Source organism: Amycolatopsis sp. cmx-4-83, from assembly GCF_046548815.1.
Lineage (GTDB): Bacteria > Actinomycetota > Actinomycetes > Mycobacteriales > Pseudonocardiaceae > Amycolatopsis > Amycolatopsis pretoriensis_A.
Map to the genome: position 1 here is coordinate 295,724 of NZ_JAEBEF010000006.1, position 16,210 is coordinate 311,933.

The window sequence follows — 16,210 nt, forward strand, 5'->3', positions numbered from 1 at the left end:
ATGCGCGAAGCGACTTGGCGGGGTGGACTGGGGGAGTTCTCGGACTGCCTCCTGGCGGGGGTGCTGGTGGCACTGGCGTCCGTGCCGGTGGTGACGGCGGCCCCGGCCCTGGCGGCGGGCTGCCGCGCGATCGAGCGGTCCGGGCGCGGCGTGGGCGGTCCACTGTGGACGACGTTCTGGGCCGACTTCCGCGCGGCCGCCCGCGGCGGGGTGGTGTTCGGCGGGCTCGCGGTGCTGGCGGCCGTGCTGTTCGCGGTGGACCTGGAGGTGGCGGGCTCGCTGCCGGGAGGGCGCGTGCTCCGGCCGGTACTGGGGGTGCTGGCCGGCGTGGCGCTGGTGATCGCGGTGCGGACCTGTGAGGTGGTGGCCACCCGCGACTCGGCAGCGGTCTCGCCGGCGATGGCCGGTGCCCCGGCGCCGGGAGAGGCGGGCGCGAATGGCCCGGCCGCGGCTCGGCGCGGGTCCGTGTCCTGGCTCCGCGCCGGCCTCGCCGCCGCGCGGGAAACCCTGGCCGCTCCCGGCAGCGCCGCGCTCCTCGCCGGGGCGATCCTCCTCTCCGCGGTCCTCGTCTGGATGCTCCCCATCCTCGCGTTCGTCGTCCCCGGGCCGCTGTGCCTCGCCGCCGTCGCGACCGGCAGGCGATCGTGATCCCCGCCGTCGTCGTCTTCGGGACCGCCGGGCACGCACTCACCCACCTGCGCCGGGCCCGCGCGCTCCACGACCGCGGCGAGATCGTCCTCGCCGGGGCCTGCGACGTCCGGGAACCGCCCGACGAAGCCCGCGCGCTGCTCCCGGACCACGCGAAGCTGACCACCGATCCCGGGGACCTCGTCGCGGGGGCGGACATCGCCGTCGTGGCCACGCCGCCGCACACCCACCTCGCCCTCGCCCGGCGTGCGCTCGCAGCAGGCTGTCACCTGCTGGTCGAGAAGCCCCCGGTGCTCGACCTCGCGGGCTTCGGCGAGCTCGAGCGGCTCACGCGTGACCGCGGCCTCGCCTGCCAGACCGGGTTCCAGAGCTTCGGCTCGGCCGCCGTCCCGCTGATCCGCGCGGCGATCGGGCGCGGTGAGATCGGGACGGTCACCGGGATCGCCGCCGCCGGGGCGTGGATCCGGCGGGACCGGTACTTCGGGCGGGCCGAGTGGGCGGGACGGCGGCGCGTCGGCGGGCAGCCGGTCGTGGACGGCTCCCTGACCAACCCCTTCGCGCACGCCGTGGCGACCGCTCTGCTGCTCAACGGCACCGCCGGACTGCTCCCGGACCACCTCGGCGTCGAGCTGTACCGGGCCCGCGCCATCGAATCCGACGACACCGCCTGCGCGCGGCTCGCCTTCGCCGGCGCGCCGGACGTCGTCGTCGCGGCCACGCTCGCCGCCGAGGCCGACCACCAGCCCTACGTCCTCGTGCACGGCACCGAAGGGCGGATCCGCTGGGACTACAAGACCGACGTCGTCGAGATCCGCGGCACCCCGGTGCCGGTGGAGCCGCCCGAAGACCTCCTGGTCAACCTCGTCGAGCACCTGCGCGACGGCGTTGCCCTGCGGGCGCCCTTGGCCGCGACCCGCGCCTTCACCGCGCTGGTCGAGGCGGTCCGCGACGCACCCGAACCGCGGCCGCTGCCGGCCGAGTGGGTCCGGACCGCCGGCACCGGCCCCGACCGGCACTACGTCGTCCCGGGCGTCGACGCCGCGGTCGACGCCGCCGCCGGGCGGCTCGCCCTCTTCTCCGAACTCGCTCTGCCCTGGACCGGCGCCGGGACCCGCGCCGGGAAGAGAGGTGATGGTGGTGCGTAGGTACGCGATCGTCGGCCTGGGCTCGCGGGCCGGGCTGTTCGCCGGTGCGCTGGCCGGGTCGCCGCGGGCGGAACTCGCCGCCTTCTGCGACACCAACGAGACCCGCATGCGCGTCCACAACGGCTGGCTGGGCACGGCGGTGCCCGGCTACCGGCCCGGCGACTTCACCGCGATGCTCGCGAAGGAGCGCATCGACATCGTCGTGGTGTGCACCCCGGACCACACGCACGCGGACTACGTCGTCGCCGCGCTCGAGGCAGGCTGCGACGTCGTCACCGAAAAGCCGATGACCACCGACGTCGACGGCGCCCGCCGGATCCTCGATGCCCGGCGCGAAACGGGGCGTTCGGTGCGCGTCACCTTCAACTACCGCTACAACCCGGTGCACCGCCGGGTCCGGGAACTCCTGGTGGCGGGCGCGATCGGGGAGATCGGCTCGGTCGAGTTCAGCTGGCTGCTCGACACCGCGCACGGCGCCGACTACTTCCGCCGCTGGCACCGCGACAAGGCGAACTCCGGCGGCCTGCTCGTGCACAAGTCCGGGCACCACTTCGACCTCGTCAACTGGTGGCTCGGCCGCGGGCCCGAGACGGTCTTCGCACTGGGCGGGCTGTTCTTCTACGGCGAGGAAAACGGGCGGCGGCACGGACAGCGGACGGACTACGCGCGGGGCACCGGGACCACCGGCGACCCGTTCGCGCTCGACCTCGACCGCTCGCCCCGGCTGCGCGCGCTCTACCGCGACGCCGAGGCCGAGGACGGCTATCTCCGCGACCGCACGGTCTTCGCGCCCGGCATCACGATCGAGGACGACCTGTCGGTGCTCGTCCGCCACCAGGGCGGTGCGGTGCTGAACTACCACCTCCACGCGTATTCACCCCGCGAGGGCTACCGGGTCGCCTTCGCCGGCAGCGAGGGACGGCTGGAACTCGACGTCCGCGAGAACGAGCACGCCGTGGGCGCGGCCAAATCCGTCGCGGACCTCCCGCCCGGCGTGGTGCCCGAACCCGGCCGCGCCCGGCTGACGCTGCAACGGCTCTGGGCACCGCCCGAAGTCGTGCTCGACCAGGTCCTCGGCGACGGGCACGGTGGCGGGGACGAGCGGATGCTCGCCGAGCTGCTCGGGGACGCCGAGCCGGACGCGCTCGGCTGCGCGGCCGGCCACGACGCCGGGCTGGCGGCGCTGCTCACCGGGCTGGCCGCCAACCGGTCACTGGCGACCGGACGGCCGGTCGCCGTCGCGGAACTGCTCGCCGAGCTCGGGGACCCGGCGTGAGCCGGGCGGTGGTCGGGGACGGGACGCTCGCGCCGGCCGAAGCCGGCGACGGCCGGGTGCGGGTCCGCCTCGGCGAGCTCGACCTCGCCGAGTACGTGGTCGCGCCGCCGACCCCGGCGGGGGACTCGCCGAAGCCGTACCTGCACCCGCTGCGCACCACCGCGGGCGAGGTCGTGACCGCGGTCCGGCCGCACGACCACACCTGGCACAACGGCCTGCAGTTCACGATGGCCCACCTCTCGGGCGAGAACTTCTGGGGCGGGCGCACCTACGTGCGCGGCCGCGGGTACACCCCGCTCGACAACAACGGCACCGTCGGTCACGTCCGCTGGGAGAGCCGGGTGTCCGCGCCCGGGCACTGCGAACTGCGGCACGAGCTGGCCTGGCGCACCGCGGCCGGCCGTCGCTGGCTCACCGAGCACCGCACGCTGCGCTTCGGGGACGTCGACGTCGACGGCGGGCACTGGACGCTCACCTGGACCAGCCGGCTGCGCAACACCAGCGGCCGCGAACTGCGCTGGGGCAGCCCGGTCACCGAAGGGCGGGACACGGCCGGCTACGGCGGGCTGTTCTGGCGCGGGCCGCGCTCGTTCGTCGGCGGCGAAGTCCGGACCCCGGACGGCCGGAGCGCGGCCGGCGCGATGGGGCACCGGGCGCCGTGGCTCGCCTTCACCGGACGGCACGACGTCAGCCTGCGGACCTCGACGCTGCTGTTCGCCGACAGCCCGGCGAACCCCGCGTACCCGACGGCCTGGTACGTCCGGGCCGAGCCGTTCCCGGTGGTCAGCTTCGCCGCCACCTACCACCGGCCGTGGCTGTTCGAACCCGGCGGCGAACTGACGCTGACCCACCACCTCGTCGTCGTCGACGGCGATCCGGACCCCGCCCGGCTGTCCGAGCTCGCGGCCCGGGCGGCCGAGTGAAAGGACTGCCATGCGCTGGAAAGCTTTCGCGGGGTGCCTCGCCCTGATCGGACTCACCTGCGCGGCCGCGCCCGCGTCCGCGCACGGGCACGACCCCGGCCGCGTCGTGCTCGGCGCGCGCGACGGCTGGGCCGCGGCGACCACCGGGACGACCGGGGGAGCGGCCGCCGCCGGCATCCGCACGGTGACCAAGCGCTCCGAACTCGTCGCCGCGCTGGCGGCCGATCCGGGCGCGCCGAAGATCATCCGCGTCCGCGGCACGATCGAGGGCAACGTGGACGACCGGGACCGGCCGATGAGCTGCACCGATTTCGCCGACCCCGGCTACACCCTGCCCGCGTACCTGGCGGCGTACGACCCGGCCACCTGGGGCAAGGTCGAGCCGTCCGGGCCCCTGGAGGAGGCACGCGCCCGGTCCCAGGCCAACCAGGCGGCGCAGGTGGTCCTCGACGTCGGGCCGAACACGACGATCATCGGCGACCACGCCACACTGCACGGGCTGACGCTGCGCGTGACCGGCGACAACGTGATCCTGCGGAACCTGGGCTTCGCCGACGCGCACGACTGCTTCCCGCAGTGGGACCCGCTCGACGGCGCCGACGGCAACTGGAACTCCGAGTACGACAACGTCGACCTGGTCGGTGCGACGCACGTCTGGGTGGACCACAACGACTTCGGCGACGGCGGGAACGACCGGCAGCCGACCTACTTCGGGCGCGAGTACGAGGTCCACGACGGCCTGCTCGACATCGTGAACGGGTCGGACCTGGTGACCGTGTCGTACAACCGGCTGCACGACCACGACAAGACGATGCTGATCGGCAACACCGACAAGCCCACCCACGACGTGGGCAAGCTGCGCGTCACGGTGCACCACAACCTCTTTTCCGAGATCGGGCAGCGCGCGCCGCGGGTCCGGTACGGGCAGGTGCACGTCTACGACAACCTGTACGCGGTGCGGGACGCGGCGGCCTACACGTATTCGCTCGGGGTCGGCGTGGAATCCCGGATCTACGCGGAGGACAACTTCTTCCGGATCCCGGCGTCGGTACCGCTGGGCGCGCTCGTCGAGTACTGGAAGGGCACGGTGCTGCACGCGACCGGCACCCTGGTCGCGACGGGTACCGCGTGGCCGCGGCCGGTGGACCTGCTGGCCGAGTATAACGCGGCCAACGACCCGGACCTCGGCTCCGACGTCGGGTGGACGCCGGCCCTGGTGGACCGGCTCGACCCGGCGTGGCAGGTCCCGGCGCGGGTGCTCACCGGCGCCGGGCCCGCGCGCTGACCGTTCGACACTTTCGGTGTTTTCTGAAAACCCGCGCGGGCGGCGACCATCCGGGCGACTTGCCCGGCGCAGCGGCGAACGACATTGACACGGACTGTCCGCAACCCGAAACTCAGTGGCGAGAAAGCGCTTTCACAACCCGGTCGGACGTTTCGTCAGCGCCGATTGAAGAATCAGACCAGGGAGTGATGAATGGTTTCCCCAGTGATTTCCCGGATGATCCGGGTGGCCGCCGTGGCCGCGCTCGTGGTTTCGGCGGCGGCCGGCACCGGCGCGACCGCGTCGGCCGCCACCTGGCCGAGCCCCAGCACGAACGTGCCGGTCGGCGCGACGATCAAGGTCACCAGCGGCACCTACGACGGCGGGCTCAAGCGGTTCTACGGCACCGGCGACCTCGGGTCCGGCGGCCAGGACGAGGGCCAGGACCCGTTGTTCCAGCTCGCCAACGGCACCACGCTGAAGAACGTCGTCCTGGGCAGCCCGGCCGCCGACGGCGTGCACTGCCTCGGCACCTGCACGCTGCTCAACGTCTGGTGGGAGGACGTCGGCGAGGACTCGGCGACCTTCAAGGGCACCTCCGCCTCGCAGACCATGACGATCGACGGCGGCGGTGCCCGCAAGGCGTCGGACAAGGTCTTCCAGCACAACGGCCCGGGCACCATGTACATCCGGAACTTCGAGGTCAACGACTTCGGCAAGCTGTACCGCTCCTGCGGCAACTGCAAGACGCAGTACAAGCGCAACGTCGTCGTCGACAACGTCACGGCCACCGTGCCGGGCAAGGCGCTGGTCGGCATCAACACGAACTACGGCGACACCGCGAAGCTGACGCGGATCACCATCGTCGGCGACTCGAGCCGCAAGATCGAGCCCTGCCAGAAGTACAAGGGCGTCACCAGCGGCGAGCCGACGAAGACCGGCAGCGGCCCCGATGCGACGAACTGCCTCTACACCAGCGCCAACATCACCTACCGGTAGTCCGAGCCGCGCCGCGGGTGCCGGCCGCCGTCCGGCACCCGCGGCGCTCCCAGGGAGGCGTCATGCTCAAGACCCTGCTCGTCGCTTCGGCGCTCGCGGGGGCGGCGCTGGCCGCCCCGCCGGCCGGGGCCGCGGTCGTCAACGTCGTCGTGGCCAAGGACGGCACCGGCACGCACAGCACCGTCCAGGCCGGGATCGACGCCGTATCGGCCGGCGGCACCGTGTCGGTGAAACCCGGCACCTACCGCGAGGTGATCACCGTGCCCGCGGCCAAGACCGGGGTGACCCTGCGGGGCACCACCGGCAAGGCGTCGGACGTCGTCGTCGACTACGACAACGCCAGCGGGACGAAGAAGCCGGACGGCTCGACCTACGGCACGACGGGCAGCGCGACCGCGACGCTCGCCGCGAACGGCTTCACCGCGACGGCGCTGACCTTCCGCAACTCCTTCGACCGCAAGGCCCACCCGGAGATCACCGCCACCCAGGCCGTCGCGGTCAAGACCACCGGCGACCGGATGGTCTTCGACAACGTCACCTTCCTCGGGCACCAGGACACGCTCTACGCCGACACCGCGGCCGTGGGCACGACCGGCCGCCAGTACTACCGGAACTGCTCGATCAGCGGCGACGTCGACTTCCTCTTCGGGCGCGCGACCGCGGTGTTCGACCGGGCGACGATCACCGCGCTCGACCGCGGTTCGAACCCGAACGGCTACCTGACCGCGGCCAGCACCCGCCGGACCAACCCGTACGGCTTCCTGATCGTGGGCAGCCGGGTGCTCAGCCCGGCCGCGAACGCCAGCTTCTACCTGGGGCGGCCGTGGCACCCGAGCGGCGACGTCGACGCGATCGCGCAGGTCGTCATCCGCGAGACCGCCCTGCCGGCGGCGATCAAGGCGACGCCGTGGACGGACATGTCGGGCTTCTCGTGGAAGGACGCCCGGTTCTTCGAATACCGCAACACGGGACCCGGCGCGGGCACCGGCACCGACCGGCCGCAGCTCCCCGCCGCGCAGGTCGCGAACTTCACCGCGCAGCGCTACCTCGCGGGCGGCGACGGGTGGAACCCCGTGCACTGACCCGGAAACCCCATCGACTGCGAGGACACCTCATGCGCCTGCCCCGCCTGCTCGCCGTCCTGGCCGCCGCCCTGCTGAGCGCACCCGCCGCCCAGGCCGCCACCTACCCGGACCCGGGGTACGTCACCGGGGACGTCACGGCGGTCCACGACCCGTCGATGATCCGCGCGGCGGACGGCAGCTACCTGCTCTACTCGACCGATCAGTACTTGCAGATCCGCCGTTCGACCGACCGCATCCACTTCACGAAGATCGGCTCGGTGTGGCCGGGCGGCGCGCCGTGGACGGCACCCTTCACCGACCCGGCCCACCCGGGTTACCTGTGGGCGCCGGACATCTCGTTCCACAACGGCCGGTACTACCTGTACTACGCGGCTTCGACGTTCGGCTCGCGCAATTCGGCGATCTTCCTGGCCACCAGCCCGACGGGGTTGCCGGGCAGCTGGACCAACCAGGGCATCGTCACACAGACGAGCACCAGCGACGACTACAACGCGATCGACCCGAACCTGTTCGTCGATTCGGGCGGCCGCTGGTGGCTGAGCTTCGGCTCGTGGTGGACGGGCATCAAGGTGTACCGGCTGGACCCGGCGACCGGGAAGCGCAGCACGACGGACACCGCGTTGCGCAGCATCGCGCAGCGCACGGGCAGCACGACGGCCGAGGAAGCGCCGTACATCGTGCAGCATGGGAGCTACTTCTACCTGTTCGTTTCGTGGGACTCGTGCTGCCAGGGCACGAAGAGCACGTACCGCGTGATGGCCGGCCGGTCGACGTCGATCACCGGCCCGTACACCGACCGCAACGGCGTCCGGCTGACCGCGGGCGGCGGCACGCAGATCCTGGCGAGCCACGGCGACGTCCACGGCCCCGGCCACGTGGCTGTGCTGCACGACACCGACGCGGACGTGCTGGTCTACCACTATTACTACTCCGACGCGACGCCGCAGACGGGCAAGCTCGGCATCAACCTCATCGGCTACGACAGCGCCGGCTGGCCCTACGTCTACTGAATTCGGGAGTCCCCGTCATGCGCCTGTTCCTGACGATCGCCGCGGTGGCGTCGGTGTCGCTCGCCCCGGCGGCGGCCGCGGACGTCCCGGTCACCGACGCGAACCTCGCCTACACCGGCCGGTGGACCACCGAGTCCGCCGGCGCGGTCCCGCACTGGGCCGGCGCGTACGTCACCGCGAAGGTCACCGGCACGACGGTGAAGGTGAAGGCCCGGGCGGCGGTGAACTTCTACGCGAGCATCGACAACGGCCCCGACGTGTTCTTCGCCGGGGTGAAGGGGACGGTCCCGCTGACGCCGTCGGCACTGCCCGCCGGCACGCATTCACTGCGGCTGTCCTACCGGTCCGGCGACACGATCTTCCAGGGCCTGGTCCTGGACGCGGGAGCGTCGACGGCGCCGGTGACACCGCCGCCGAAGCTGCTGGAGTTCGTCGGCGACTCGATCACGTACGGCGCGCTGACGAGCAAACTGGCGCTTTCCGCGTACGGCTGGCAGGTGGGGGAGCGGCTCGGGGTGCGCCACACGCAGATCGCGCGTTCCGGCTACTGCCTGGTGGCGGCGTCGGGCTGTGTCGGGCAGGCGGCGCAGTTCTTCCGCACGGACAGCACGGGCGACACGGCCTGGGACTTCACGCGCTACCAGGCGACGGCGGTGGTGATCAACCTCGGCACCAACGACGCCGGGCACGGTGTCAGCGGACCGGCTTTCCAGGCGGCGTACACGAAGCTTCTGCGGGACATCAGGGCGAAGTACCCGAACGCGACACTGTTCGCGTTCGAGACGTTGAAGAAGCGGTACGTGACGGAGACGAAGAACGCGGTCGCGGCGACGGGCGACCCGAAGGTCCGGTTCATCACCACGGAAGGCTGGCTGACAACGGGAACGGACTACGCGGACGGCGACGGCCACCCGAACGACGGGGGCCACACGAAGGTCGCCGACCGGTTGGCTCCGATTCTCGCTCCGGTTTTGTTCGCCTGATCGAGTGATGAACAGATGTTCGGGTGTCGGGTAATCTTGTTGTGTGGACAGAGAAGCGGTGTGGCAGACAGACGCGGAGGCCTTGGCCGACCGCCTCCGCGGGCTGCTCACCGTCGTGCGGTCTGCCGAGGCGGAAATCGGGACTCTGCTGGTGGAAATCGAATCCCGCGGGGTCATGGAACTGTTCGGCTACCGCTCCACTTCCCGCTTACTGGAGCACCTCGCCGACATTCCCCACGCGGCTGCCCAACGCACCGTCACCCGAGCCCTCTCCCTCACCTCTGCTCACACCCTCGACGCCACGCCCGCTGTCGCCCCCGCCACCGGCGCTGCCGCTCTGACGGGCTCCCTGAGCACCCCGATGATCGACACCATCATCACCGCCCTCACCCCCATCCCCCTCGAACACCGCGACACCGCCGAACAGAACCTGCTCGCCTTCGCCGCCGACGCAGGCCACAAACAAGTCGCCGCCCTCGGCACCCGGATCCTGTCCCACCTCGACCCCGACGGCGCCGAGCCGGTCGATGTCGAGCCCGCCACCCCGACCCGCGAACTCTCGTTACGCCGCAGGCGCACCGGAACCTGGGAACTCACCGGCCGCTTCGACGACGAAACCGGCACCCGAGCCAGCGCCCTGCTCGACGCCCTGGCCGAACGCCGCACCGCCGACGACGGCGGAGACTTCCGTTCCCCACAGGAACGCTACGGCGACGCCTTCTCCGACGCCATCGACCTGGCCCTGAACTCCCCAGAGCTCCCGACCCAGGCCGGTGAACGCGCCCACGTCCTCGTCGCCGTCTCCCTGTCGGACCTGCAATCCGGCCTCGGCCAGGCGACCCTGGGCGACACCGGCCTGATCTCCGCGGTCGAAGCCCGCATCCACGCCTGCGACTGCAAACTGATCCCCACCGTCCTCGGCGCCACCAGCGAACCCCTGGACCTGGGCCGAGCTCGCCGCCTGATCTCACCCGGCCTCCGCCGAGCCCTGTTCCTCCGTGACCGAGGCTGCGCCTTCCCCGGCTGCCACCGCCCACCCCGGCACTGCCAAGGCCACCACATCCGCCACTGGGCCAACGGCGGCCCCACGGACCTGGCCAACCTGGTGCTGCTCTGCGCTCATCATCACCGGCTGATGCATCGCTCGGGTTGGCAGGTCCGCCTCGCCTCCGACGGCCACCCCGAATTCCTACCTCCACGCTTCCTGGACAAGCACCGAAAACCCAGGCGCAATAACATCCACCAGCCACTCCCATTCGCAGCCTGACACAACCGAACACGGGAAAGGCCCGCAGCCACCGGCTACGGGCCTACACCCACGACACCACTCGCATGATCGACGAAGCCCGCCATCCTCCGACGCCCGATCGGTCGGCGAACCCGCCGCAAGCAATCCCCGGACCCGCACCAATCCTGGCACCGGCGGCACCCAGCCTCCCCGCGGTGGCCCCTCACCCGCGGCCTCACTGCACTGGCCTTTCCACGCAACTGCCGAGCTTCCTGCAGCGGTCCTTCGCTCGGGGCATCGCTGCGCTGGCCGTTCATCGTAATTGCTGAGCTTTCCGCGGCAGTCCTCCCTCGCTGGGTCACTGGACTGGCCATTTGCCGCAACTGCCGAGCTTCTCGAGGGCGGCCCTTCAGTCGCGGTATCGCTGTGCTGGCCGTTCGCTCAGCTGGCGAGCTTTCCGCGGTGGTCCTCTGTCGCTGGGTCACTGGACTGGCTGTTCGCCGCAACTGCTGGGCTTCCTGTGGCGGCCCTTCAGCCGCGGCCTCACTGCACTGGCCTGTCACCGCAACTGCCGAGCTCCCCCGGCGCCCTCACTCGCGGCAGCCTCGAGCCAGCCGCGCACCGCAACAAACGCCTCCCAAGCCCGACCGTGCTGCCCGCACGCAAAACTCCCTACCCGCCAGCCGGGGCCGGCCCCAGCGCGGAGCCCGCCACCGCCCCACCGGGTTCCTTCAACTCCACGAACAGCGAGTGCGTAGGCGTGGTGCCGACGTTCTCGCCCGAATGCTCCTGCGCCCCCACCCAGCGCACCGCCCCCGCAGGCAAGTCCACCGCCACCTCGCGGCCGCCCGACGAGATGCGGCGGCTGAAGGCGCTCAACGTGACCATCACCGTGTCGGGGTGCCGGTGGGGCTCGGTCCGATCGCCCGGCCGGTCGCGGTACTCCAGCACCCGCACCCGCTCGTTCTCGAAAACCACCTGGTACAGCTCGGGGTTCGTTTCGGCCGGGTCACCGGTCATGGCCGCCTCCTTCGTGGGACGTGAGTACCATGATGGCATGGCAGTCCCATACGAGTCCACCGGCAGGCAGCGGCAGAAGGGCCGGACCCGGGCCGCGCTGGTCGAGGCCGCGCACGCGCTGCTCGCCGATGGTGGGTCGCCGACCGTCGAGGACGCTGCCGCGGCGGCCGGGATTTCGCGTACCACCGCCTACCGGTACTTCCCCAACCAGCGCGAGCTGCTGCTCGCCGCCTACCCGGAGATCCAGGACGACGCCGGCCTGCTGCCCGCGGACGCGCCCGCCGATCCCGTCGCGCGGCTCGAGCTCGTGATGCGGGAGTTCATCGCCTTCACCCTGCGCTGGGAGCCGCAGCTGCGCGCGCAGCTCCGGCTGTCCCTGGAACCCGGCGCCCGGCAGCCGGTGCTGCGCCGGGGCCGGGCGATCCGCTGGATCGAGGAGGCCCTCGTCCCGCTCGCGGACACGCACCCGCACCTGGACGTCCACGGCCTGGCCACGGCGATCCGCTCGGCGTCCGGCATCGAGTCGCTGGTCTGGCTGACCGACATCGGCGGCCTCGACCGCGCGCGGGCCGCCGAGGTGCTGGCGGGTTCCGCGCGGGCCATCCTGCGGGCGGCGCTCGACCCGGTTACGTGATCGGCACCGTCGCGATGCAGGAGTCGGTGCCGTTGCTGAAGGTCGTCGACGCCGTCCCCAGCGCGGTCGCCGGCACGTCGACGCCCGGGGGCAGCGTCAGGCTCGTGGTCCCGGACGTCGGCACGGACCGGGTGTAGATCGTGTGCGTGGTGAAGCCGTCGCGGTAGGAGATCCGCAGCAGCAGGTTGCCCGCGTCGCCGATGTACGGCCCGGACGACGTCGTCGCCCCGAGCATGTGGTGGTAGCCGCCGGAGGTTTCGTAGCGCAGGGTGAACGAGCCGCCGAAGTCGCCGGAATGGCAGACGGCGGTCTTCTGGGTGATCGTGGCCGCCTGGGCCGGGGCCGCCAGCACCGTGGCGCCCGCCAGCGCGGCCACCAGTCCGGCTCGGATCGCAGTCTTCATGCCCCCATCCTGGACGGCGGCACTTCCGTTTCACTTCTCCTCACCCGGCGGTGCGGACCAGCAGGACCGGGCAGGCGGCGTGGTGCAGCAGGGCCTGGCCGGTCGAACCGAGCAGGAGACCGGGGAAGCCGCCGCGGCCGCGGTCGCCGAGGACGACGAGCTGGGCGTCGCCGCTGCGCTCGATCAGCTCCCGCCGCGGGTGGGCGTGCACCAGGACGCGCTCGACTTCGACGTCGCCGGTGTCGTGGGCCAGCACCCCCGCGCCGAGCAGCCGGTGCCCGGCTTCGGTGACGCACCGGGGATCCGCGCGCGGCGGTGGCGTGTCCGCCCAGGCGTGCAGCACGACGAGGGGGGCGCCGCGGGTGCGCGCTTCGGCCAGCGCGGCTTCGAGGACCCGGCTGCCGGCTTCGCTGCCGTCGATCCCGGTGACGACCGGGCGCTGCGCCGCGTCCGGCTCGTCCCAGCCGTCCCCGCGGACGACGACGGTGTCGCACCGGGCGTGCGTCCCGACGGCCGCGGCGACCGAGCCGGCGAGCAGGCTGGTGAGCCGCCCGTGCCCGGCCGAGCCGACGACGAGCAATGCGGCGGACCTCGACGCGTCGATCAGCGCCTGCGCCGCCCGATCGGGATCGAGCCGCGTGGCCGCATCATCGACACCCTGCGCGGCGGCGAGCTCCCGCGCGATCCGCAACGCCCGCCGGCCCCGCGCCCGCAGGCCGTCCACCAGCTCGTCCGGCGGCGGCACGACCCCACCGGCGAGCAGCGCGGGCACATCGAGGGCATGCACGACTTCGAGCGGCGCGCCCCGCAAACGCGCGGCCCGCGCGGCCCAGCGGACGGCATCGAGCGACTCGGCCGACCCATCCACCCCGGCGACGATCGGCGGTCCGGTCATCCTCAAGACTGTAGGCCGCCGCGAGGACCCGTGCGGCGATGTCCCGGAATCAGCGAGCGGCGGTCGAATTCGACGAATTCACGGTGGCGGCGAAAAGAACGGTCCGGCTTTCGGCCGAATTCCTCCGCGGGCCCTTGACGCGCGTCCCGGCGCCGCCCGATCATTCCGGTCGCTCGTCCCCGGGAGAACGAGGTACTCCGTGAAGATCCGCCTCGCCGTCGTGGTCCTGCTGTGCGCGGCCACCGCGCTGGTGCCGGCCGCCGCGCACGCCGATTCCGCCGACGGCGGCACCTTCTCCGTGCTGAGCTACAACGTCGCCGGGCTGCCCGAAGGCATTTCGAGCGCGCCGACTCCCCGCGAGCCGGCCACGACGGCCATCGGGCAGCGGCTGGGCCCCTACGACGTGGTGCACGTCGAGGAGGACTTCAACTACCACGCCACGCTCTACGCGGCCGACCACCACCCGTACCGCACCCCGACGAGCGGCGGCGCGGGGATCGGCAGCGGCCTGAACACGCTGTCGTCGCTGCCCTACGACACCGGCGACTTCGAGCGCGTGCGCTGGAACTCGTGCCAGTTCGACTCCGGGGACTGCCTGACGCCCAAGGGATTCACCTTCATGCGGCTGAGGCTCGCCGAGGGCGTCTACGTCGACGCGTACAACGTGCACACCAACGCGGGCACGAACGACGGCGACGAGGAGTCGCGCGCGTCGAACCTGGCGCAGCTGACCGCGTTCATCCGCACCCACTCGGCGGGCAACCCGGTGCTCGTCATGGGCGACACCAACACGCGCTACACCCGCGCGGCGGACACGATCGCGGCGTTCGCCGCCGACAACGGTCTCACCGACGCCTGGGTGCAGCTCATCCGCGGCGGGTCCGCGCCCGCGCCGGGCAGTCCCGCGCTGGTGTGCGACCCGCAGCACGTCACCGACGACTGCGAAGTCGTCGACAAGGTCCTCTACCGCGGCAGCCCGCTCGTCTCCCTCGACGCGACGGCCTACCACAACGAGCACGCGAAGTTCCTCGACGACCAAGGCCGGATGCTGTCCGACCACGACCCGGTCACCGTCGGGTTCGGCTGGACGCGCAACCCGGCGCTGCGCCTGTCCGAGCAGTTCGGCGGCCCCCACGGCGACTACTTCACCGACGTCGGCGCCGTCGGAGCGGGCGCCCGCGTCCGGACGCTCTCGCTGCGCGCGGGCTCGCGGGTGGACCAGCTCGGCGTCACGCTCGAGAACGGCACGGTGCTGACCCACGGCGGGACCGGCGGGACGGCGGCCGCGCTGACCCTCGGCGCCGGCGAATACGTCACGCGAGCGACCTTGTGCCAGGGCAGCTACCAGGGCCACACGCGGATCTTCTCCGCGGCGTTCACGACCAGCACCGGCCGCACCCTGGCCGGCGGCTCGGCGACGGCGGACTGCGTGACCCGCGTGGCGCCGGCGGGCTGGCAGCTCGCCGGCTTCCACGGGCGCGCCGGCGGCGAGGTCGACAAGATCGGGTTCGTCTACACCGAGCGGTGAACGGACCAGGCGAGCAGCGCGAGTTCCAGCACCGCGAACCCGGCCAGCGCCACCGAACCCGGCGCCAGGAGCAGCGCCAGCCCGACGAGCAGCACCGGCAGCACCAGACCCGCGTACGCCACGAGGAACAGCGCCGCCAGCACTTCGCCGCGGGTGAGGTCGTCCGCGAGCGCCGCCTCCGTGCCGACCGACGCGCGGAAGCCCAGCCCGAACCCGGCGCCCGCGAGCACGCTGGCGGCGAAGAACAGCGGGAGCGAGGCCGCGAACGCCGACGCCGTCAGCAGCACCAGGCCGGTGCCCATCAGCACGTAGCCGGACCGCAGCTGCGCGCGCGTGCCGAGGCGTGAGAACGCGATCTGGGCGAGCGTCGCGCTGCCCAGCATGGTGAACGGCGCGAGCCCGGCGAGCAGGCGGGACGGCTCGTGCAGTTCGTGCGCCAGCAAAGCCGGGGCGAGTGCCATGAACAGGCCGCTCAGCGCGAACGCCGCGAACGCGCCGATCGCGGCGCCGGTGAACTCGCGCCGGGCCGAAGGCGGCAGCGAGAGCCGCTGCGGGCGGTAGGCCGGGCGCTCTTCCCGGCGTTCGACCGTCTCCGGCACCAGGCTCACCGCGATCGCTTCGAGCAGGAGCACGACCAGGAACACCGCGAACGGCGTGCTCAGCGGGTGGACGGCGAACCGCGCGAACACCCCGCCCACGAGCGGGCCGAGGGCCAGACCACCGGCGTTCACGACGGTCGCGGTGAGCGCGGGGGCCCGCAGCTCGGACAGGTGCGCGGTGGCCGTCGCGGTGATGACGCCGATCCCCGCGCCGCTGAGGAGCCGCGCGACGATCAGGCCGGGAACGTCCGGCCACAGCAGGAAGAGCGCGGCGGCGAGGGCTTCCGCGAGCAGCCCGGCGAGCAGGACGCGGCGGCGCCCGAGCCAGTCGCTGACGTGCCCGGCGAGGTAAAGGCTGAGCATCACGCCGACCGCGTAGGCGGCGAAGATCACCGTGACGAGGAAAGCGGGGAAGCCGTCCCGCTGCTGGTAAAGCGCGTAGAGCGGGGTCGGCAGGGTGGAGAACGCGAGCGCCGTCGCGAACGCGACCGCGACGACGCGGAAACCCAGCCCGTGGCTCACGCGGAGCCGGGCGGGGGACAGGGTGACGGACATCGGGACCTTCCAGAA

16 protein-coding genes are annotated in these 16,210 nt (G+C 72.5%); 12 read left to right on the forward strand and 4 right to left on the reverse strand.

What is annotated here, in order from left to right; translation table 11 throughout:
• The 10 genes from ACLJQM_RS20195 (at position 1) to ACLJQM_RS20240 (ending at position 10,600) form a co-directional block, all read left to right on the forward strand.
• A complete protein-coding gene (locus ACLJQM_RS20195) occupies positions 1–648 on the forward strand; it encodes a DUF624 domain-containing protein (RefSeq protein WP_410632348.1) in 648 nt (215 codons plus the stop codon).
• Positions 645–1,793, forward strand: a complete 1,149-nt coding sequence (locus ACLJQM_RS20200) for a Gfo/Idh/MocA family protein (protein ID WP_410632349.1) — start codon at positions 645–647, stop codon at positions 1,791–1,793. The genes ACLJQM_RS20195 and ACLJQM_RS20200 overlap by 4 nt, the downstream gene beginning before the upstream one ends.
• Complete coding sequence (locus ACLJQM_RS20205; RefSeq protein ID WP_410632351.1) at positions 1,780–3,069, forward strand: Gfo/Idh/MocA family protein; 1,290 nt, start codon at positions 1,780–1,782, stop codon at positions 3,067–3,069. Before ACLJQM_RS20200 ends, ACLJQM_RS20205 begins: the two co-directional genes overlap by 14 nt.
• Positions 3,066–3,992, forward strand: a complete 927-nt coding sequence (locus tag ACLJQM_RS20210) for a PmoA family protein (protein ID WP_410632352.1) — start codon at positions 3,066–3,068, stop codon at positions 3,990–3,992. The genes ACLJQM_RS20205 and ACLJQM_RS20210 overlap by 4 nt, the downstream gene beginning before the upstream one ends.
• 10 nt (positions 3,993–4,002) lie before the next feature.
• Entirely contained in the window at positions 4,003–5,277 is a 1,275-nt protein-coding gene (locus ACLJQM_RS20215; RefSeq protein ID WP_410632353.1) for a polysaccharide lyase family 1 protein, read from the forward strand.
• Positions 5,278–5,484: 207 nt separating this feature from the next.
• Positions 5,485–6,255: a pectate lyase gene (locus ACLJQM_RS20220; RefSeq protein ID WP_410632551.1), complete on the forward strand. Its 771-nt coding sequence runs from the start codon at positions 5,485–5,487 to the stop codon at positions 6,253–6,255.
• Between the two features lie 62 nt (positions 6,256–6,317).
• The gene (locus ACLJQM_RS20225) at positions 6,318–7,337 is read left to right on the forward strand and encodes a pectinesterase family protein (protein WP_410632354.1); all 1,020 of its coding nucleotides are present in this window, start codon (positions 6,318–6,320) and stop codon (positions 7,335–7,337) included.
• Between the two features lie 32 nt (positions 7,338–7,369).
• On the forward strand, positions 7,370–8,350 hold the full coding sequence (locus ACLJQM_RS20230) for an arabinan endo-1,5-alpha-L-arabinosidase (RefSeq protein ID WP_410632355.1): 981 nt from the start codon (positions 7,370–7,372) through the stop codon (positions 8,348–8,350).
• Between the two features lie 17 nt (positions 8,351–8,367).
• A complete protein-coding gene (locus tag ACLJQM_RS20235; RefSeq protein WP_410632356.1) occupies positions 8,368–9,333 on the forward strand; it encodes a GDSL-type esterase/lipase family protein in 966 nt (321 codons plus the stop codon).
• 43 nt (positions 9,334–9,376) lie between these two features.
• Complete coding sequence (locus ACLJQM_RS20240) at positions 9,377–10,600, forward strand: DUF222 domain-containing protein (protein ID WP_410632357.1); 1,224 nt, start codon at positions 9,377–9,379, stop codon at positions 10,598–10,600.
• 633 nt (positions 10,601–11,233) lie between these two features.
• On the opposite strand, the gene ACLJQM_RS20245 is transcribed toward ACLJQM_RS20240, so the two are convergent.
• Positions 11,234–11,581, reverse strand: coding sequence for a cytoplasmic protein (locus ACLJQM_RS20245; protein ID WP_247023645.1), 348 nt, complete (start codon positions 11,579–11,581; stop codon positions 11,234–11,236).
• 37 nt (positions 11,582–11,618) lie between these two features.
• On the opposite strand from ACLJQM_RS20245, the gene ACLJQM_RS20250 reads away from it, so the two are divergent.
• Positions 11,619–12,215: a TetR/AcrR family transcriptional regulator gene (locus ACLJQM_RS20250; protein ID WP_410632358.1), complete on the forward strand. Its 597-nt coding sequence runs from the start codon at positions 11,619–11,621 to the stop codon at positions 12,213–12,215.
• Here ACLJQM_RS20250 and ACLJQM_RS20255 read toward each other — a convergent pair.
• Together ACLJQM_RS20255 and ACLJQM_RS20260 are read right to left on the reverse strand one after the other, a co-directional pair.
• Entirely contained in the window at positions 12,208–12,618 is a 411-nt protein-coding gene (locus ACLJQM_RS20255; RefSeq protein ID WP_410632359.1) for a hypothetical protein, read from the reverse strand. The two genes, ACLJQM_RS20250 and ACLJQM_RS20255, sit on opposite strands and share 8 nt — an antisense overlap.
• Positions 12,619–12,658: 40 nt before the next feature.
• Positions 12,659–13,513 (reverse strand): universal stress protein, encoded by an 855-nt coding sequence (locus tag ACLJQM_RS20260; protein ID WP_360769234.1) that lies wholly within the window; start codon positions 13,511–13,513, stop codon positions 12,659–12,661.
• Positions 13,514–13,712: 199 nt separating this feature from the next.
• On the opposite strand from ACLJQM_RS20260, the gene ACLJQM_RS20265 reads away from it, so the two are divergent.
• Complete coding sequence (locus tag ACLJQM_RS20265; protein WP_410632360.1) at positions 13,713–15,041, forward strand: jacalin-like lectin; 1,329 nt, start codon at positions 13,713–13,715, stop codon at positions 15,039–15,041.
• Here the strand turns inward: ACLJQM_RS20265 and ACLJQM_RS20270 are convergent.
• The gene (locus ACLJQM_RS20270; protein ID WP_410632361.1) at positions 15,026–16,195 is read right to left on the reverse strand and encodes an MFS transporter; all 1,170 of its coding nucleotides are present in this window, start codon (positions 16,193–16,195) and stop codon (positions 15,026–15,028) included. The two genes, ACLJQM_RS20265 and ACLJQM_RS20270, sit on opposite strands and share 16 nt — an antisense overlap.
• Positions 16,196–16,210: the final 15 nt, after the last annotated feature.